This is a genomic window from Variovorax sp. J31P179, assembly GCF_030316985.1.
GTDB classification, from domain to species: domain Bacteria; phylum Pseudomonadota; class Gammaproteobacteria; order Burkholderiales; family Burkholderiaceae_C; genus Variovorax; species Variovorax ginsengisoli_B.
On the sequence record NZ_JASZYL010000008.1, the window covers coordinates 217,720 to 237,652 of the forward strand.

At 62.7% G+C, this 19,933-nt stretch carries 18 protein-coding genes; 16 read left to right on the top strand and 2 right to left on the bottom strand.

The features are described 5' to 3' along the window. Positions 1-48: 48 nt before the first annotated feature. The 9 genes from QTI17_RS22020 (at position 49) to ntrC (ending at position 9,466) form a co-directional block, all read left to right on the top strand. Entirely contained in the window at positions 49-1,020 is a 972-nt protein-coding gene (locus QTI17_RS22020; protein ID WP_478139410.1) for a YncE family protein, read from the top strand. Positions 1,021-1,153: 133 nt separating this feature from the next. Further along, complete coding sequence (locus QTI17_RS22025; protein ID WP_286535599.1) at positions 1,154-1,921, top strand: polysaccharide deacetylase family protein; 768 nt, start codon at positions 1,154-1,156, stop codon at positions 1,919-1,921. Between the two features lie 31 nt (positions 1,922-1,952). Beyond that, a complete protein-coding gene (locus QTI17_RS22030; protein ID WP_286535600.1) occupies positions 1,953-2,924 on the top strand; it encodes a sterol desaturase family protein in 972 nt (323 codons plus the stop codon). 39 nt (positions 2,925-2,963) lie between these two features. Next, entirely contained in the window at positions 2,964-3,836 is an 873-nt protein-coding gene (locus QTI17_RS22035; protein WP_286535601.1) for an EI24 domain-containing protein, read from the top strand. Beyond that, complete coding sequence (locus QTI17_RS22040) at positions 3,833-4,633, top strand: competence/damage-inducible protein A (protein WP_286535602.1); 801 nt, start codon at positions 3,833-3,835, stop codon at positions 4,631-4,633. The genes QTI17_RS22035 and QTI17_RS22040 overlap by 4 nt, the downstream gene beginning before the upstream one ends. A 148-nt stretch (positions 4,634-4,781) precedes the next feature. Beyond that, a complete protein-coding gene (gene glnA / locus QTI17_RS22045; RefSeq protein WP_286526283.1) occupies positions 4,782-6,197 on the top strand; it encodes a type I glutamate--ammonia ligase in 1,416 nt (471 codons plus the stop codon). Positions 6,198-6,338: 141 nt separating this feature from the next. Next, the gene (locus tag QTI17_RS22050) at positions 6,339-6,851 is read left to right on the top strand and encodes a hypothetical protein (RefSeq protein ID WP_286535604.1); all 513 of its coding nucleotides are present in this window, start codon (positions 6,339-6,341) and stop codon (positions 6,849-6,851) included. 4 nt (positions 6,852-6,855) lie between these two features. Further along, a complete protein-coding gene (glnL, locus tag QTI17_RS22055; RefSeq protein ID WP_286535605.1) occupies positions 6,856-7,932 on the top strand; it encodes a nitrogen regulation protein NR(II) in 1,077 nt (358 codons plus the stop codon). A 22-nt stretch (positions 7,933-7,954) separates the two neighbouring features. Next, positions 7,955-9,466 (top strand): nitrogen regulation protein NR(I), encoded by a 1,512-nt coding sequence (gene ntrC / locus QTI17_RS22060; RefSeq protein ID WP_286535606.1) that lies wholly within the window; start codon positions 7,955-7,957, stop codon positions 9,464-9,466. Positions 9,467-9,604: 138 nt separating this feature from the next. Here ntrC and QTI17_RS22065 read toward each other — a convergent pair whose 3' ends face one another. Next, complete coding sequence (locus QTI17_RS22065) at positions 9,605-10,105, bottom strand: hypothetical protein (RefSeq protein WP_286535609.1); 501 nt, start codon at positions 10,103-10,105, stop codon at positions 9,605-9,607. Continuing rightward, positions 10,102-10,881 (bottom strand): exodeoxyribonuclease III, encoded by a 780-nt coding sequence (gene xth / locus QTI17_RS22070; protein WP_286535610.1) that lies wholly within the window; start codon positions 10,879-10,881, stop codon positions 10,102-10,104. The genes QTI17_RS22065 and xth overlap by 4 nt, the downstream gene beginning before the upstream one ends. Positions 10,882-11,489: 608 nt before the next feature. Here xth and QTI17_RS22075 point away from each other — a divergent pair. The 7 genes from QTI17_RS22075 (at position 11,490) to QTI17_RS22105 (ending at position 19,910) form a co-directional block, all read left to right on the top strand. Then, positions 11,490-13,250 (top strand): polysaccharide biosynthesis/export family protein, encoded by a 1,761-nt coding sequence (locus QTI17_RS22075; RefSeq protein WP_286535612.1) that lies wholly within the window; start codon positions 11,490-11,492, stop codon positions 13,248-13,250. A 192-nt stretch (positions 13,251-13,442) separates the two neighbouring features. Further along, the gene (locus QTI17_RS22080) at positions 13,443-14,399 is read left to right on the top strand and encodes a glycosyltransferase family 4 protein (protein ID WP_286535614.1); all 957 of its coding nucleotides are present in this window, start codon (positions 13,443-13,445) and stop codon (positions 14,397-14,399) included. Then, positions 14,400-15,950: a capsular polysaccharide export protein, LipB/KpsS family gene (locus tag QTI17_RS22085; protein ID WP_286535616.1), complete on the top strand. Its 1,551-nt coding sequence runs from the start codon at positions 14,400-14,402 to the stop codon at positions 15,948-15,950. A 43-nt stretch (positions 15,951-15,993) separates the two neighbouring features. Continuing rightward, positions 15,994-16,695 (top strand): CatB-related O-acetyltransferase, encoded by a 702-nt coding sequence (locus QTI17_RS22090; RefSeq protein ID WP_286535618.1) that lies wholly within the window; start codon positions 15,994-15,996, stop codon positions 16,693-16,695. A gap of 62 nt (positions 16,696-16,757) precedes the next feature. After that, a complete protein-coding gene (gene kdsA, locus QTI17_RS22095; protein WP_503011091.1) occupies positions 16,758-17,588 on the top strand; it encodes a 3-deoxy-8-phosphooctulonate synthase in 831 nt (276 codons plus the stop codon). Beyond that, entirely contained in the window at positions 17,585-18,910 is a 1,326-nt protein-coding gene (gene kdsB, locus QTI17_RS22100; protein ID WP_286535621.1) for a 3-deoxy-manno-octulosonate cytidylyltransferase, read from the top strand. The genes kdsA and kdsB overlap by 4 nt, the downstream gene beginning before the upstream one ends. A 76-nt stretch (positions 18,911-18,986) precedes the next feature. Beyond that, positions 18,987-19,910, top strand: coding sequence for a KpsF/GutQ family sugar-phosphate isomerase (locus tag QTI17_RS22105; RefSeq protein ID WP_286535622.1), 924 nt, complete (start codon positions 18,987-18,989; stop codon positions 19,908-19,910). Positions 19,911-19,933 lie beyond the last annotated feature (23 nt).

Below are 19,933 nucleotides of genomic sequence, written 5' to 3' on the forward strand. Positions count from 1 at the left end.
GATAGCCAGTCTTCGTCCGGAACTCCTCCCTTGCGCTCCATTTCCTCCCTGACGGGCCGTTTCGCGGCCTTTTTGTTTGTCTGCGCGTCGGTGGCTTCCCAGGCCGCCGAACCCCCGCCAGTCTTCGTGCTCAACTCCCTCGACGCCACCGTCAGCGTGATCGAGCCCACCGGCTGGACCGAGAAGACGCGCATCCCGACCGGCAAGGAGCCGCACCATCTCTACCTGGCGCCCGATGAGCATTCGCTGATCGTCGCCAACTCGGCCGGTGACTCGCTGACCTTCCTCGATCCGCGCACGGCCGAGGTGCAGCGCGTGGTCTACGGGATCATCGACCCCTACCACCTGCGCTTCTCGCCCGACATGAAGTGGTTCGTCACCGCGGGCAACCGCCTGAACCACGTCGACGTCTACCGCTGGGACGGCAAGGAGCCCAAGCTGGTCAAGCGCATCCCGACCGGCAAGACGCCCAGCCACATCTGGATCGACGGCAAGAGCACCACGGCCTATGTCTCGATGCAGGACAGCGACGAACTGATCGCGGTCGACCTGGCGACGCAGACCATCCGCTGGCGCACCGCGACCGGCCCGATGCCGGCAGACATCTTCGGCATCCACGACGGCAAGACGCTGCTGGTGGGCCTGACCGGCAGCGATGGCGTGCAGGTGTTCGACGTCGCGGGCGCCCAGCCCAAGCTGGTCGGCAAGATCCCGACCGGCAAGGGCGCCCATGCCTTCCGCGCCGCCGGCGACGGCGGCCGCAGCGTGTTCGTCAGCAACCGGGTGGCCAACACCATCAGCCGCATCGACCTCGCGACGCTGCAGGTGACCGACACCTACCCGGTGCCCGGCGGACCCGACTGCATGGACGTCTCGGCCGACGGCAAGACCCTCTACGTGACCTCGCGCTGGGCCAAGAAGCTCAGCGTGGTCGACCTGGCCAGCCGCAAGGTGGTGCGGCAGGTGAACGTCGGCCGGTCGCCGCACGGGGTGTGGACGCTCGACCATGCCAAGTCCTGAATGGCCCCCACGCTCCCCCACTGCGTGTGGGTCGCTGCCCCCCGAGGGGGAGTCAGCAGGCCGCCAGTCTGCGCGAAGCGCGGACTTCGCCGCGCTGGCGGCCCGGCGCCGGCCTAGGCTTGCCGCCGGCGCATTGCTGCTGGCGGCCTGCGCGGCCGTCTCGGGCCAGGCGCTGGCCCAGGCCTGCGCCAAGCCGGTCTACCTGACCTTCGATACCGGCCACATGGGCATTGCGCCGCTGGTGGCCGAGGTGCTCAAGCGGCAGGACGTCCGCGTGACCTTCTTCGCCGCCGCCGAGCGCACCCAGACCGACGGCGACAGCCTCGACAACCATTGGGCGCCGTGGTGGAAGGCGAGGGCGGCCGAGGGCCACGAGTTCGCCTCCCACACCTACGACCATGCCTACTGGCGCGGCGACATCAAGGGCGTCGAGCCGCGCTTCCGGATCCGCCCGACGGCCGGCGCCTTCGCCGGCCGCGAGTTCACCTGGAGCGCCGCCGAATACTGCGCCAATGTTGCCAAGTCCTCCGAGCGGCTGCAGCTCATCACGGGCAAGAAGCCGCTGCCGCTGTTCCGCGCGCCGGGCGGCAAGACCTCGCCCAAGCTGCTGGCGGCCGCCAAGGCCTGCGGCTTCGAGCACGTGGCCTGGGCGTCGGCCGGCTTCCTGGGCGACGAACTGCCGAGCGAGACCTACAGCAACGCGCAGCTGCTGGCCCAGGCGCTCGACAAGATCCAGCCCGGCGACATCCTGCTTGCGCACCTGGGCATCTGGTCGCGCAAGGACCCGTGGGCGCCGGCCGACCTCGAGCCGCTGATCGTCGGCCTCAAGGCCCGCGGCTTCTGCTTCGAGACGCTGCGCCAGCATCCGGCCTACCGCGCCTGGATCGCGGCCCATTCCTGAACCTTCGGTCGTTCCCGCGGATCGCACGCAGATGGATTGGCTCACCGACCTCTTCTCGTCCTTGCAGCAATGGCTGTTCGAGGCCGCCGTCCAGCCGCTGGTCTATGCCATCGGCCTGGGCGGCTGGGTCGAGGATGCCTTCGACGCCACCGGCTGGCTGCTGGTCGGCCTGATCCAGATCGCGGTGCTGGTCGCGGTCATCGGCCCGCTGCAGCGCTGGCGGCCAGCCGAGCCGGTGGTCGACCGGCGCGCGATCCGCACCGACATCCTCTACACGCTGATCCACCGGCTCGGGCTGTTCCGGCTGGCCATGTTCTTCGCCGTGCAACCGCTGTTCGACGACCTGCTGGGGGCGGCGCGCGCGGCCGGCTGGGGCAGCATGCACCTGGACGAACTCTGGCCCGGCGTGACCGACGTGCCCTGGATCGCGTTCGCGATCTACCTGGTCGTGCTGGACTTCGTCGAGTACCTGATCCACCGCGGCCAGCATCGCTTCCGCTGGTGGTGGGCGCTGCATTCGCTGCACCACTCGCAGCGCCAGATGACGATGTGGAGCGACAACCGCAACCACCTGCTCGACGACCTGATCCACGACGCGATCATCGTCCTCGTGGCGCAGCTGATCGGCGTCGCGCCGGGGCAGTTCATCGCGATCGTCGCTTTCACCCAGCTCAGCGAGAGCCTGCAGCATGCCAACCTGCGCCTCGGCTTCGGCGCCATCGGCGAGCGCCTGTGGATCAGCCCGCGCTTCCATCGGGTGCACCACGCGATCGGCATCGGGCACGAGTCCCAGGGACCGAAGACCTTGGGAGGCCACAATTTCGGCGTGCTGCTGCCCTGGTGGGACATGCTCTTTCGGAGCGTCAACTTCGAAGACCGCTACGACGCCACCGGCATCCGCGACCAGGTCGAGCCCGATGCGAGTGGCCGGGTGCGCGACTACGGGCGCGGCTTCTGGGCCCAGCAATGGCTCGGGCTGCGGCGCCTGGTCGGCAGGGATTGAGGCGCCGCGGTCACCCGCTGGCGTTATCCTCGGCACCCGATGCGTCTTCTCCTCGATTCCTTCTGGCGCGCGGTCGCCTACTGCCTGCACCCGCGGGTGATCGTGCTGTCGCTGCTGCCGCTCGGCCTGATGATCGCGCTGGCGACGGTGCTCGGCTATTTCTACTGGGACGCCGCGGTGGCCTGGACCCGCTCGGCGCTCGATGCCTGGCCCCTGCTCGCCGGCTTCTGGGGCTGGATTGGCCGCTTCTTCTCCGGCGACGTCACGGCCGCGCTGGCGCCGCTGGTGGTGGTCTTCGCCGCCACGCCGCTGATCGTCGTGGTGTCGCTGCTGATCGTGGCCGGCATCATGGCGCCGGCGCTCACCCGGCTGGTGGCCGAGCGGCGCTTCGCCAGCCTGGAGCAGAAGAAGGGCGCCTCTTTCTTCGGCAGCATGGCCCGTTCGATCGGCCTCACGGTGCTGGCGCTGCTGGCGCTGGTGGTGTCGATGCCGCTGTGGCTGATTCCGCCGCTGGTGCTGATCCTTCCGCCGTTGATCTGGGGCTGGCTGACCTACCGCGTGATGAGCTTCGACGCGCTGGCCGAGCACGCCAGCCCCGAGGAGCGCGACACGCTGCTGCGCACCCACCGCCTGCCGCTGCTGGGCATCGGCGTGCTGTGCGGCTACCTCGGTGCGGCACCCAGCATCGTCTGGGCTTCAGGCCTCTTGTTCGCCGCCGCCTTCTTCGTGCTGGCGCCGCTGGCCATCTGGATCTATACCCTGGTGTTCGCCTTCTCGGCGCTGTGGTTTGCCCACTATTGCCTCGATGCGCTGGCCCAGTTGCGGGCGCAGCGTGCCGCGGCCGCCGTTTCCTCTTCCGCGGTCGAAGTGCTGGATGCCAGCGCGGCCGCGAGCCAATGGAGTGCCCCATGAGCCGTTCTTTCGGTCTGATCGTCGTCGGCGACGAAATCCTGTCGGGCAAGCGCGTCGACAAGCACATGCCCAAGGTGATCGAGTTGCTCGCCGCGCGCGGGCTCGAGCTCGGCTGGGCGGAGTACGTGGGCGACGTGCCGGTGCGCATCACGGCGGCGCTGGGCCGCGCCTTCGCGTCGGGCGACATCGTGTTCTCGACCGGCGGCATCGGCGCCACGCCCGACGACCACACGCGCCAGTGCGCGGCGGCCGCTCTGGGCGTGCCGCTGGCGCTGCATCCCGAAGCCGAGGCACTGATCCGCGAGCGCATGCAGGACACGGCGCGCGAGCAGGGCACGGTCTACGAGCCCGACCGCCCGGACAACGTCCACCGCCTGAACATGGGCGTGTTCCCGCTCGGCGCCAAGATCATTCCGAACACCTACAACAAGATCCCCGGCTTCAGCGTCGGCGACGTCCACTTCGTGCCCGGCTTCCCGGTGATGGCCTGGCCGATGATCGAATCGGTGCTCGACGGCCGCTACGCCGGCCTGTTCGCGCGCGGCCGCGCCGGCGAAAAATCGGTGATCGTCTACGGCGCCATGGAGGCGACCCTGACGCCGCTCATGCAGGCGGTCGAGCGCGACCATCCCGGCATCAAGGTGTTCAGCCTGCCGAGCGTCGACCACCCGCAGCACGGACGCCACATCGAGCTCGGCGTCAAGGGCGATGCGAGCCGGGTCGAAGCCGCCTACAGCCAGCTGCTGGCCGGTCTGCACGGCTTTGATGCACGGCTTGGCCCCGAAATGGTGCGTTGACAAACGACGCACCATATTGGTTACAACTTGCCTTGTTTTGGGGGTTCCCCGGGGCACCGAGGCGCTCCCGGCCCCTGTGACAATGGCATAGAAACTGCATCCTGAATTCCCGTACTTCCAACCCCCTGTCCATACCAAGGAGAACCTGATGGCCAAGACCGTCGCCGACGTACTCAAACTCGTGAAGGAAAACGAGGTCAAGTTCGTCGATTTCCGCTTCACCGACACCCGCGGCAAAGAGCAGCACGTGACCGTGCCCGTTTCCGCGTTCGATGAAGACAAGTTCACTTCGGGCCACGCATTCGATGGCTCCTCGATCGCCGGTTGGAAGGGCATCGAAGCGTCGGACATGCAGCTCATGCCCGATCCGAACACGGCCAACATCGATCCGTTCTTCGAAGAAACGACGATGATCCTGACCTGCGACGTGGTCGACCCGTCGGATGGCAAGCCCTACGAACGCGACCCGCGCTCGCTGGCCAAGCGCGCCGAAGCCTACATGAAGGCCTCGGGCCTCGGCGACACCGCCTTCTTCGGACCGGAACCCGAATTCTTCGTCTTCGACGGCGTGCGCTGGTCGAACGACATGTCCGGCTGCTTCGTGAAGATCGAGTCCGAAGAAGCCGCCTGGAACACCGGCAAGGAATTCGAGCACGGCAACACCGGCCACCGTCCCGCGGTCAAGGGCGGCTACTTCCCGGTGCCCCCGGTCGACAGCTTCCAGGACATGCGCTCCGAGATGTGCCTGGTGCTCGAATCGCTGGGCATCCCGGTCGAAGTGCATCACCATGAAGTGGCCAACGCCGGCCAGATGGAGCTCGGCACCAAGTTCAGCACGCTGATCCAGCGCGCCGACTGGGTCCAGCTGCAGAAGTACGTGATCCACAACGTGGCCCACGCCTACGGCAAGACCGCCACCTTCATGCCGAAGCCGATCGTCGGCGACAACGGCTCGGGCATGCACGTGCACCAGTCGGTCTGGAAGGACGGCAAGAACCTGTTCGCAGGCGACGGCTACGCCGGCCTGAGCGACTTCGCGCTGCACTACATCGGCGGCATCATCAAGCACGCCCGCGCGCTGAACGCCATCACGAACCCCGGCACCAACAGCTACAAGCGCCTGGTGCCCGGCTTCGAAGCCCCGGTCAAGCTGGCCTATTCGGCCAAGAACCGCTCGGCCTCGATCCGCATCCCGTTCGTGGCGAACCCGAAGGGCCGCCGCGTCGAAGCCCGCTTCCCGGACCCGCTGATGAACCCGTACCTGGGCTTCGCGGCGCTGCTGATGGCCGGCCTCGACGGCGTCGAGAACAAGATCCATCCGGGCGAAGCCGCCAGCAAGGACCTGTACCACCTGCCGCCGGAAGAAGACGCGCTGATCCCGACCGTCTGCCACAGCCTCGACCAGGCGCTCGAGTACCTCGACAAGGACCGTGCCTTCCTGACCAAGGGCGGCGTGTTCACCGATTCGTACATCGATGCCTACATCGACCTCAAGATGCAGGAAGTGACGCGCTTCCGCATGGCGACGCATCCGGTCGAGTTCGACATGTATTATTCTTTGTGATTCGTGATCAGCTCGGGCTTGCGCCGGAGCGTTAAAAAAGGACGGCTGCGGCCGTCCTTTTTGTTTGGGCGGGAACATCCGGGTCGGATCTGTTTCGAATTGCATGAAAATGCCGACTTGCGGCGCACTACACCCAAGACCATGAAGACTCTCTCCGTTCTCCTGCTGACCACCGTGGCGGCGGCCGGCGTGCCTTTGCAGGCCCAGGCGCAGCAAGAGCGCGTCTGGCGCTGCGGCAACGAATACACCAACAACGCGACCGTCGCCCAGCAGCGCGGCTGCAAGATCATGGAAGGCGGCAACCTGACCATCGTTCAGGGCACCCGGCCGGTCGCCTCGGCCGCGCCGGCCGCCGGCGGGACCGCGGTGCGCGCGCCGGCCGGCAGCCCGCGGGTCGAAGGCGCCGACCAGCGTGCGCGCGACGGCGAGGCCCGCTCGGTGCTGGAGGCCGAACTGCGCAAGGCCCAGGAGCGGCAAACCCAGCTGCTCAGGGACTACAACAACGGCGAGCCCGAGAAGCAGGGCAGCGAAAGCAAGAACTACCAGAAGTATCTCGACCGCGTGGCCGAGATGAAGGCCGAGATCGCCCGCAACGAGAGCGACATCGCCGGCCTTCAACGCGAGATCGGCCGCCTGCCCGCGGTCAATCGCTGAGCGGATGGCCTTTGGTAAATCGGCTGGACCGGGCAAGCGCTTCCAGGCCTTCGACCTGCTGTCGACGCTGATCGCGGTGGTGCGGGTCGACGGCTCGGTGCTGTTCGCGAACGCGGGCCTCGAGGACGCGCTCGGCACCTCGCGCCGCACGCTCGAGGGCTCGCAGTTCGGGGCCTGCTTCCAGGAGCCTCAGGTGCTGCGCACCGCCATCGACGGCGCCCGCAGCAACGACTTCGCGACGCTGCGCTACGAGGCCTTGCTGCGCCGCGTCAACCATGAGCTGATGCCGGTGCTGGTCACACTGGCCCAGAGCGACAAGGCGGGCGAGCTGATCATCGAGATGTCGCCGCTCGAGCAGCAGGCGCGGCAGGACCGCGAGGAGCGGCTGCTCGACCAGGCGCAGGCCAACAAGGAGCTGATCCGCAATCTCGCGCACGAGATCAAGAATCCGCTCGGCGGCATTCGCGGCGCCGCGCAACTGCTGCAGATGGAGGTCGAGTCGCGCGACCTGATCGAGTACACCCAGGTCATCATCCACGAGGCCGACCGGCTGCAGACGCTGGTCGACCGGCTGCTGGCGCCGCACCGGCGGCCGCACGTGGTGGGCGACGTCAACATCCACGAGGTCTGCGAGCGGGTGCGTTCGGTGATCCTGGCGGAGTTTCCGCGCGACCTCCACATCGAGCGCGACTTCGACGTCTCGATTCCCGAGTTTCGCGGCGATCGCGAGCAGCTGATCCAGGCCACGCTCAACATTGTCCACAACGCCGCCCAGGCCCTGGCCGAGCGGCGTGCCGCGGGCGATGCGCAGATCACTTTCAAGACCCGCATCGCGCGTCAGGTTATCTTCAATAAGCAGTGGTATCGACTGGCACTGGAATTGCATGTCATCGACAACGGACCGGGCGTGCCGGACGCGATCAAGGACCGCATTTTTTACCCGCTGGTGTCGGGCAGGGATGGCGGGACAGGCTTGGGATTGACGCTTGCGCAAACTTTTGTGCAACAGCATCACGGCGTGATCGAGTGCGACAGCGTCCCGGGACGGACCGATTTCAAGATACTGATACCGCTGCCCTAGCAGCCAAGCAACAAGGAGCTGCATGAAGCCGATCTGGATAGTGGATGATGATCAATCAATCCGCTTCGTGCTGGAAAAAGCGCTGCTGCGCGAAGACCTGCCGACCCGTAGCTTCACCAATCCGCGCGAGGTTCTAGCCGCCCTCGACGCGGCGGCCGACGACGAGACCCAGGGCCCGCAGGTCCTGGTCAGCGACATCCGCATGCCCGGTGGCTCGGGGCTCGACCTGCTCGACAAGATCAAGGCCAAGCATCCTGGCCTGCCGGTGATCATCATGACGGCCTTCTCCGACCTCGATAGCGCCGTCTCGGCCTTCCAGGGCGGCGCCTTCGAATACCTGCCGAAGCCTTTCGATCTGCCGCGCGCGGTCGAACTGATCCGCCGCGCGGTCGACGAAAGCCAGCGCGAGGAAGTGGCCGAGGAGCGCATGGCGGCCGCGCCCGAGATGCTCGGGCAGGCGCCGGCGATGCAGGACGTGTTCCGTGCCATCGGCCGGCTGTCGCAAAGCAATGTCACGGTGTTGATCACCGGCGAATCGGGCTCGGGCAAGGAACTGGTGGCGCGGGCGCTGCACAAGCATTCGCCGCGCGCGAGCGGCCCGTTCGTCGCCATCAACACGGCCGCGATCCCGAAGGACCTGCTCGAGAGCGAGCTGTTCGGCCACGAGCGCGGCGCCTTCACCGGCGCCCAGACCATGCGCCGCGGCCGTTTCGAACAGGCCGAAGGCGGCACGCTGTTTCTCGACGAGATCGGCGACATGCCCTTCGACCTGCAGACGCGCCTGCTGCGCGTCCTGAGCGATGGGCATTTCTATCGCGTCGGCGGCCACAACTCGGTCAAGGCCAACGTGCGGGTGATCGCGGCGACCCACCAGGACCTCGAACAGCGCGTGAAGCTCGGCGGCTTCCGCGAAGACCTGTTCCACCGGCTCAACGTGATCCGGCTGCGGCTGCCGGCGCTGCGCGAGCGCGGCGAGGACGTGCCGGCGCTGACGCGGCATTTCCTGCAGCAGAGCGCCAAGCAGCTCGGCGTCGAGCCGAAGCGCATCTCCGATGCGGCGCTGGCGCAGCTGGCGACCTTCGGTTTTCCGGGCAACGTTCGCCAGCTCGAGAACATCTGCCACTGGCTGACCGTGATGGCGCCGGCACAGCTGATCGAGGCCAAGGACCTGCCGCCCGAAGTGATGGCGATCGCCCCGGCCGCGGAGCCGCATGCGGTGGCCGCGCCGGTGGTGGCCGAGCGCGAGCCGCTGGGGATGCCCGCGTCGACGGCCGTTGCGGCGCCTGCCGCCGCGGGTGTGCCGGCGGCGGCAGCGGCTTCGCCGGCGTGGGAGAGCGGCCTCGAACTCGAAGCCCAGAGCATGCTGGCGGCGGGCCGAACCGATGTCTGGGATGCGCTGTCGCGCCGCTTCGAGTCGCGGCTGATCCTGACGGCGCTGGCCAGCACGAGGGGCCGCCGCATCGAGGCGGCCCAGAAGCTCGGCATCGGCCGCAACACCATCACCCGCAAGATCCAGGAATTGGGGCTCGAGTAAGAATGCAGCCGAGCTTCGCCTCAGGGCGTTGATGCGGATGCAGCCAATGCCAGGGATACCGCGGAGCCGGCTTTGCCGGGCCGCAGGTATCGCCCCCGGAGGGGGAGGCGCCGCAGGCGCTTTGGGGGTGAGCCGTTGCTAGCGATTGCGCTGGCCCAGGGTCAGCGTGTCTAGCTGGAACTGGCCGCTCTTGTCCCACAGCCAGGTGTCGACATAGGTGTGAGCGCCGATCTTGCCCGGGCTGGGCAACGGCGACGCGCCCTTGATCAGCTCGGCGATCATGCCGCTCACCTCGGGCGCGTGGCTGGGCGTGCGGGAGAAGTAAACGCCTTTGACTCGGCCGTCGGCATCGACGTCGGTCTCGGTCACCACCACGGCATAGACCAGCGGCGGAATCTTGCCCTTGTAGATGCGCTGCGGGTACTTCTTGTAGATGGCCGCCGCGCCGACCTTGCGGTAGGCCTTCACGGCCGGTGTCTGGGCCGTGATCAGTCGCGAGGGGGAGGCCTCGGTCGAGGATGCTGCGGTATCGGGCGCTGCGGCCGGCGCGGCGGCTGTCGTCGCTTCCGGCTTCAACACGCTGCAGCCCGAAAGTCCGAGCAGCAGCGCGAGCGTGGTGAGCGCAAGCGGGTTCTTCATGGGGCCAGCTCCATGATCACCGGCGCGTGGTCGCTGGGCTTTTCCCATTTGCGCGGCACGCGATCGATCACGCAGCTCTTGACGCGTGGCACCAGCGGCTGGCTGACCAGGACATGGTCGATGCGCAGTCCGCGGTTCTTCTGGTAGCCGAGCATGCGGTAGTCCCACCAGGAGTAGCTCTTGGGCGGCTGCTCGAAGAGCCGGAAGCTGTCCGCCAGGCCGAGTTGCAGCAGCGCGTTGAAATGCGCGCGCTCCTGGGGCGTGTGGTGGATCGTCCCGGCGAGGCCGACCGGGTCGTAGCTGTCGCGGTCTTCGGGGGCGACGTTGAAATCGCCGAGCAGGACCAGGTTCGGATGGGCCACCAGTTCCTGGCGCAGCCAGTCGTGCAGGCCGTCGAGCCACTTCATCTTGTAGACGAACTTCTCGCTGTCGGGCGCCTGGCCGTTGACGAAGTAGCCATTGACGATGCGCAGCGCGCCGGCCGGCGTGTCGAGCGTGCCGCTGATGACGCGTGAATGATCGTCGGCGAAACCGCCGATGTTCTTCAGGACGTCGCGAACCGGCGCGCGGCTCAGGATCGCGACCCCGTTGTAGGTTTTCTGGCCGAACACGGCCGAATCGTAGCCAGCGTCCTTGAGCACCTCAAGCGGAAACTTGTCGTCGCTCATCTTGAGTTCCTGCAGGCACAGGACATCGACCGGATTGGCGGCCAGCCAGTCGAGGACGTGCTGCAGGCGGGCGGTGAGGGAGTTGACGTTCCAGGTTGCCAGCTTCATTGCAAGTCGTTGAATCTATGGGGTTCGTGTCGGGGGGTCGGATGACTATACCCGCCTGGTTGGCGGCTGCTGCGACCCTGGGCACGCGGATCGCCGGCGATCGCCGATCGCGCGCTTTGAGCGCCTGGCACCCCAGGGCCTTCTGAGAATATTCTCATGTGCCTTTCGGCGGGGGCCTACATTTTCAAGCGAAGAAAGTGGGAAATTTCCGTGCTAATTGAAGACATTGCGCGCTCGCCAATGGCGCACGGCCGATATACGGGTGCTCATGAATAAACATAATTTAGCCCCTTATGAGTGAGAACAAAAGCGCCGGAATTTGCATGAACGCCAACCTCTTTCCGGTCTGCCACTGCCAAGGTTGCTGGCCAATGGCGCAAGCCATCATCAGTCGTCCATCGCAGCTTCACTGAGCATTGACGCGGGGGGTGCGATCCCGCGACATCCAGCGGCTGCTCGGCGACCCGTTCATTCGAATCAGGTCAGCGCGCGGCATCCGTCCACTTTCATTTTGTTTGAGCGGTTTCCGGTGCACTCGCATCCGTTGCCGGAGTCGCTCGCCTTCTTTCGACGATGAATCCCGGCGACATCCGCGGATCCCCAGTTTCATGACTCTCCTGCGCAAGTTCTGTTGTCTGGCTTCGGCTGTGGCGATTTCGTGCTCGTCCCTGGGTGTGGCTTCGGCTCAGGGCCTGGATGCCAACGCGTCGCCCTATGACGCGGCCATCCGGAATGCCGCTGACCCGGCGAGCGGGCAGGGCGCGCTCGCCCCCTTGCGCCAGGCCCCGCCGGCCACGGGGTTGGGCGGCCCGTCGGCCCCGATCCCCCAGGTGGTACCCACCGCGCCGCAAGGCTTGGACTACCGCGCCAACCTGCAGAGCGACGTGTTCGGTGCCCAGCTCTTCACCGGCGCTTTTGCCAATGCGGGCGCGACCCAGTTCAACCCCGACTACCTCATTGCCAGCGGCGACAGCCTGCAGGTGCGGCTGTGGGGTGCGTTCGAGTTCGACGCGCCGCTCACGGTGGATCCCCAGGGCAACGTCTTCCTGCCGCACGTGGGCCCGGTCAGCGTGCGCGGTGTTCGCAACCAGGAGTTGCAGGGGGTGGTGGCGGCCGCGGTGCGGCGCGTGTTCCGCGCCAACGTCAACAGCTATGCGAGCCTGGCGGCGGCGCAGCCGGTGCGCGTGTTCGTCGGCGGTTATGTGTATCGCCCGGGCCTGTACAGCGGCACCAGCATGGACAGCCTGCTGCATTTCCTCGATCAGGCCGGCGGCATCGATCCCGAGCGTGGTTCCTTCTTGAACGTTCAGGTCAAGCGCGGGGCGCAGGTGCGGGCGACGGTCAACCTGTACGACTTTCTCTTGAGCGGCAGCATGCCGCTGAACCAGTTGGGGACCGGCGACGTCATTTTTGTCGGACCGCGCCAGAGCATGGTGAAGGTGACGGGATTGGTGGAAAGCGCCAAGCGCTTCGAATTCGCCAATGCCGTGAAGCCGACCGTGGACGACCTGGCGCACATGGCCAAGCCCAACCCGCAGGCAACCCACGTGCGCGTGGTTCGCAACACCGGCACCACGCGCAACACTGAGTACTTTCCGCTCGACCAGGCGCGCGACGTCCGGCTGCAGGGCGGCGACGAGCTCGAATTCACGGCCGACAAGAAGCCCGGGACGATCAGCGTGCGCGTCGAAGGCGAGCACATGAGCGCACAGGAATACGTCCTGCCTTACGGCACGCGCCTGGGCACCTTGATGCAGCAGGTCGAGTTGAACGAGCGCTCGGAAGGCCAGAGCGTGCAGCTGTTCCGCCAGAGCGTGAAGCAGCGTCAGAAGGAGATGCTGGCGACGTCGCTGCACAGCCTGGAGAGCGCGTTGCTGACTGCGCGCAGTGGGTCCGAGGGGGAGGCGCTGCTGCGCAAGACCGAGGCCGAATTGACGCTGCAATGGATCGATCGCGCCAAGAAGATCGAGCCCCTGGGCCAAGTCGTCATTTCTCAGGCGAAGGAGCGCGACGACCTGCTGCTGGAGAACGGCGACGTGTTGCGCGTCCCGACCCGCGACGGACTGGTGCTGGTGAGCGGCGAGGTGCTGTTCCCGAATGCCGTGGTCTATCAGAACACGCTGACGCTCAAGGACTACATCGACCGTGCTGGTGGCTATACGCAGAGCGCTGATGTCACGCGTCTGGTGATCGCACGCCGCGATGGCAGTTTTGACCAGACGGAAACGGGCAGCAGCCTGCCTGTTCGGCCCGGTGACCAGGTGATGGTGCTGCCGAAGGTGGATGACAAGAAGAGGCAGTTCTGGAAGGAGATGTTCCAGATTGTTTATCAGATTGCGGTGAGTGCGCGGGTGGTGGTTGGGCTTTGATTTAAGAGGTTGCCATTGACACCGGTTTGCATGGCACTCGTTGAGCAAATGTGCGAAGAATATCGTGACAGTCGCAAATGAACTGATTTTTAGCAAATTAAACCACTGGCCGCTGTTGAGGTCTTGCGTCAGCTTTCCGTCTCTGATTGAATTTCTTATTGGTTTTTTTAGATGATCACCATAAATCACGTCATGTCGAATACCGTTGAGAGCGGAATATTCTCGGACATTATTGGATATTTTTCTACATACCTTCCTTCAGCGGTTGAAAATGTCGCGTCGGTCCAGCCCCTGAGCGGTGCGATTCTGCGTCACTACCATCGGCCGAATCTTGAGAAAAATCTTGTGCGGCCGTGTGTTGCAACGGTCCACCATGACCTAGAGGATGACGACCCATCTCTTGACGTGAATAATTTTCTTGATCGATATCGAGAGGCCGACAATATCATCTGCCTCAATACGCTGCAACAAAGATTCTTGGCAAGGGTCGGTATCACAAACACAATAGTTATTCCTCATGGTCATAACGACCGTTTCATTGCCTGTCGCGGCGGCATGAGCGATGTTGCGTACAACACTGGAACGGGAAGTGGGGAAAATGGCCGAATTGTGATTGGGGTTCTTTCGCGGCGCTACCCGCGCAAAGTCAAAGGCGAAGGTTATATCTACGAATTGCTTCAGCACCTTGACCCGAGGTTTTTCGAGCTCGTCTTGATCGGTCGAGGTCGTACCTATGACGCCGCGATTCTTGAGCGATATGGATACAAGGTCACAGCGTATGAATCTATCCCCTACCGTGCGGTTGCGGGCGTTTACGGCTACATCGACGTGCTGCTTATGGCCTCATGGCACGAAGGCGGTCCGGCCAATATACCGGAGGCTGTGGCAGCAGGTGTGCCCGTGCTGTGCAATCCTGTTGGCATGGCCTACGATCTAATTTCTGACGAAGAAAATGGATTGCATCTGACGATGAATCCGGCCAATGATGCCGCGCGGATTCTTGAATGGGTGGGTGACGCGAAACGACTGCATACGTTACGTCGCGGTGCGATGTGTGCCGCCTCTCGCGCCATTACTTGGCAGCAGCACGTTCAGCGCACGGTTGACGTTTATCGTTCAGTTATTCGGGCGACAGTTGGAGACTTTTAAATGAGCAAGCGCGTTTTGATGGCCGATCGTATTCACATTACGAAGCGCAATTTCGCCAGTTTGATTGGATATTTCGATGCTTCGGGATATCAGTCCATTGAAATTGATCATCCTGTTGGGCTGCTGACCGCGTTTGGCTACTACGCAGAACAGCCGGATGTTATGTCATGCGGTGAAGGACTCGACGACCTTGGCCCTCAAGAATTATTCGACTTAAGGCTCGGCGGGGTGCGCCTGTTTTCAATTGCGCGGCTGGAATTGATGTCCCGGCTGGTAGCCAGTCCGACGTGGATGGCGTATGACAGTTATGGCTCCAATGAGCGAGCGTTGTTTGATCGCATATACGAAACTGATCGTGACGCGCTGTTTGAAAACCTCGCCGCTGCTAGATTTTGGTGTGAAAGATGGAGGAAGATCCTTCTGGAGACTCCGCCCGTGAATGTCGCACTGGTGTTTTCGGGATGTCTGATCTATGCCCGAGCTTTCGCCGAAATTATGCAGCGCCGGCAGGGGGTGCTTTATATCTGTGAGAGCTTTTTTACAGGCAGAGATTACTATTTGGAGCCTCGGCATAGTCCATTGCCAAATCAGTCGCTGCTCAAGACGCCAGGCCGTTATGCAATGTTGAAAATACCTGAATCCGGACCGGCCCGCCGGGGGCGAAGATTGGTAATGCAAAAATTGCTGGCCGAAAGAAAAAACAAAAACGTCCAGCAGCAAACTGGTAGCCAGCAGAGAATTTTTCCACCGAGCAAAAAAGTGGTGGTCATATTGGGGCAAGTCCTCAACGATTTTTCGTTGCTCAACACTGGGTCCACCGGTGTTCACAGCCTCGCCTTCTATAGGAAATGCATAGCGACGCTCTTGGACCAAACCGACGCAACAATAATCTTTAAAGCCCATCCCTGGGAGCAAAAGAAGGCCAATCTCAATGGTCGAGTAACATACGACGCTCTGGTTAGCGAGTTCGGCTCGATGGAAGAGCGCATCAAATTTGTCGAAGACTATCCGATCGATGATCTTTTTCTGGAAGCTGACTTCGCCATTGGACTCAACACGCAAAGCCTGCTTGAAGCGGCACTTGCGGGCATCAAGCCGATACAGGCGGGCGAAGCCTTCTACGGAAAAAAAGGATTCACGTATGACGTCGCAGGCGTCGACGAAATCGCGGCTATCGTAAACTCCCGTCGAAGTGCCTGTCTATCTGTGGCGGAATTCGCAGATTATGAGTCTTTCATGATGAAGGCGCTACTGCAGTGGTTCATTCCAGAAGCACCAGCGCAGGGCATCGAACGGGTCGCCGAAATACTAGGTCCAATACCCGTCAACGCCTCAAAAAGCCAGAGCAGCAAGACTGCTCAGCCGAAAACGGCCCCCAAAGTTGCGTCAAAGCCCGGTTTGTCCGCTCCTGCTGCGCCGACTCCAGTGGCTACGTCTAGTTCCAATGGCTCGATTGCTCAGCGAAAGCTGCAGAAATTGCGCAGGACGCCTCGTGCGTTTTTTCGCGATTCTGGCTCTCCTGTTTTGAAAGCGCTGGGAAAATTGTTCTAGAGAGGCTTCAATTTTTCTAAGATAAAGTGTTTGAAAAGGCGTGATGGTCAAAACAAAGAGTCCTGTGCAGATTAAGCTCGATGAATTAAGGCATCGATGTGCGGCTAAGGGTGGTCGTATTGCGGCTAGCGCCCAAGTCAATCCTGGGTTGATATTTGAGGGTGCAATTGATATCGGAGATGAAGTAGTCATCCATAAGCCCGTTGAGATCGGGCTTCTCACATATATCAATGTCGGAGCAGTTGTTTTTCCTCATGTCAGTCTTGGGCGTTTTTGCTCGATCGGCCGCAGCGTGCAGATAGGACTTGCGAGCCATCCGACGAATTTTTTAAGCACGCATCCCTTCCAGTTCTCTCCGGGCCTCTTCGCAGGCGTAGAGGGCTACGCGCAACTTCAGACCGCGAAGTGGCGGTTCCACGAACCGACCAGTGTGGGTCATGACGTCTGGATCGGGGCTGCAGCCCTCATTATGTCGGGGGTCACGATAGGTACCGGTGCTGTAATTGGCGCAGGCGCCGTAGTCACGCGCGATGTTGCTCCGTACGATGTCGTTGGTGGTGTTCCCGCGCGCAAGATAGGCCAACGATTTGAGCGGGAGATCGTGGAGCGCCTCCTGGGCAGCAAATGGTGGGAATTGCCTTTTGATAAATTGGCTGAAATTGAGTTCTCGAACATAGAGGCAGCACTTGGAAAAATTGAAGAAATCCATTCCGAAAGAAAAAATTCGTGTGATCTTGTGCATTGATGTGCATGATTTCTGAAGATTTCGCTCAATTTGCTATGTATTTTGGTGCTTAAATGATTTCCTTGAATTCGATTTCCATTGGTAATGAGTCTCCGTTTGTTCTATTTGGCGGGATGAATGTATTGGAGTCGGCTGAAATTTCGATGAAGGTGTGCGAGGAATATGTTCGTGTAACGAAAAAGCTTGAAATTCCTTACATTTTCAAGGCAAGTTTTGACAAGGCGAATCGTTCTTCTATTCACTCGTACCGAGGGCCGGGCATCGAAGCGGGACTTCGGATTCTTGAGGCCGTCAAAGGAGAGTTTGGAATACCAATCATCACAGATGTTCACGAACCCTGGCAGGCTTCCGTAGCAGCAGAAGTAGTTGATATTCTTCAGCTTCCTGCATTCTTGGCTAGACAGACCGATTTGGTAGTTGCCTTGGCCAAGACTGGCCGCTTCATCAATATCAAGAAGCCTCAGTTCCTCAGCCCTACACAGGTTCTGAATATCGTGGAGAAGTTCAGGGAGGCCGGCAATGATCGATTGATTCTGTGCGACCGCGGAACCTGCTTCGGCTATGACAACCTCGTCGTCGACATGTTGGGCTTCGGCGTCATGAAGAAGACTTGCAGCGACCTGCCGATCATCTTCGACGTCACTCACTCGCTTCAGCAACGGGACGCGATGGGCGCGGCCTCAGGTGGGCGGCGCGAGCAGGTCGTCGATCTGGCCCGTGCCGGGATGGCTGTCGGCCTGGCGGGGTTGTTCTTGGAAGCGCATCCGGATCCAAGTGCCGCGAAATGCGATGGACCGAGCGCATTGCCGCTCGATCTGCTGGAACCCTTCCTGTCTCAAATCAAATCGCTCGACGATTTGGTCAAGTCGTTTCCGAAGCTGCACATTTCATGAGCACGATGGCCGCGCATGAGCAGGCGAAGGGGCGCTTGGCGATCGTGATCCCGGCGCGCTACGGTTCGACTCGGCTGCCGGGAAAGCCGCTGGTCGACATCCTGGGAAAACCGATGGTTCAGCACGTCTACGAACGTGCGCTGGAGGTGCCTGATGTCGATGCGGTCGTGGTTGCAACGGATGACCAACGCATCGTCGATGCTGTCGCGGCATTCGGAGGACGCAGTGTCATGACCTCTCCTTACCATGCTTCAGGTACGGACAGGCTCGTCGAAGTCATGGCCTCGGTGGAAGCGGATCTCTACATCAATCTGCAAGGTGATGAGCCATTGGTTCGTCCAGCGGACCTTCATGCGCTTGCCCGCGGCATGTGGCGCGACACGTCCGTAGTGGTTGGCACGTTGTGCCACCGTATGCTGGCGGAAGAAGCAAAGGACCCCAATCAAGTCAAGGTGGTGCTGGCAGACAACGGCGATGCCTTGTATTTCAGCCGCGCACCGATCCCCTACGTACGCGACGACAGCAGCGCCGACTACGAACACTTCAAACACGTGGGCGTCTACGCCTATCGGCGAGAAGTGCTGGCAGCCTATTCCAAGTTGTCACCGCCGATGCTCGAGCAAGCCGAGAAGTTGGAGCAACTGCGACTGCTGGCCGCGGGATTGCGCATTCGCGCCTTTCAAGTCGAGCCGACGGGGCCGGGTGTGGATACGCCGGAAGGTCTCGAAGAAGTCCGCGCTTTGATGGCTGGCAGCGGGGCGTGCAAACCGGCGAGCACATGCCCGAACTCGCTCGCAGGCGTTCGACTTGTGATCACCGACGTGGATGGCGTGCTGACAGATGGCGGCATCTACTACGACGCGTCGGGTGAATCCTTCAAACGCTTCCACGTCCGCGATGGCTTGGGAATGCGCATGCTGGAATCCTGCGGCGTCAAGGTGGCGGTCCTCTCGGGCCGGGACTCCAACGCCCTTCGCAGGCGCGTCAGCGATCTGGGCGTCTCGTTCGCGATGTTCGGAGTGAAGGACAAGGCCGAGGCCTGTCTTGCGCTGATGAAGCAGGCAGGGGCAGTGGCCGAGCAGACGGCTTGCATCGGCGACGACAGCATTGATTTGCCGGCGTTTGCCGTGTGCGGCATCTCATTCGCGGTGGCCGATGCCCCGCTGTATGTGCAAGAGGCAGCATCGCGGACTTTGTCGCTTGCAGGTGGACAAGGTGCCTTCCGCGCAGTCGCCGACGAGATTCTCCAGGCCCAAGACAAGCATCACGTGCTGGCGACTGCAGTTGGGTATGCGTCAGTCAGCGATTCGATGGCGCAGTAGGGTCGAGAAAGAAGACCCTTGAGTTGAATACGAGGAAAGAATGATTGCAGTAGATGTAGCAAGGAACGTGGTCTCGATGGAGATCCAGGCCTTGGAAAGCATGTCGAATCGGCTGGACGACAGCTTCGCCAATGCGGTGGCCATCATCCAGGAAGCGCGTGGCCGCGTGGTCGTGCTCGGCATGGGCAAGTCGGGCATCATCGGCAGGAAGATCGCTGCGACGATGGCCTCCACGGGCACTGCGTCTTTTTTCGTTCATCCAGGTGAAGCCTTCCACGGCGATCTGGGCATGCTTCGAGCGATCGATGTCGCGTTGATGATCTCGAACAGCGGCGAGACGGAGGAGTTGATCCGGCTGCTGCCCTTCATGGAGCATCAGCAGATCCGCGTCATCGCGATGACCGGCGGCCTGGATTCGACCTTGGCTCGACACGCCGACGCGGTCCTCAATGTCTCGGTGCAGAAGGAAGCGTGCAGCAACAATCTTGCGCCCACCAGTTCGACCACCGCCACGCTGGTCATGGGCGACGCACTGGCGGTCGCGTTGTCGACGTTGAAGGGATTCCAGCCTGAGGACTTCGCTCGTTTCCATCCCGGCGGCAGCCTGGGTCGCCGGTTGCTGACGCGCGTCGGTGATGTCATGCACAGCGGCAACCTGCCGATCTGCCAGGCCACTTCGACATTGCGCGATGTCGTGCAGACCATCACCAGCGGTCGCTTGGGGTTGGCGCTCGTGATGGAGGGCGCGAACTTGCTGGGCCTGGTGACGGACGGCGACATTCGACGCGCCTTCGATCAATCCGAGAATCCCTTGGCGCTTGTCGCCAGCCAGATCATGACTGCGCGGCCGATGACCGTGGATGTCGGCGAGCGCTTCTCCGTCGCTGAAGAGCGAATGCGCGAAGCCAAGATCAATTCGCTCGTCGTGAAAGACGATGACGGCAAGGTGGCCGGTGTCTTGCAGATCTACGATCTGGACAGTGGGCCCGCACGAAGGTGACTCTCATTGCCGTGGAGAGCGGT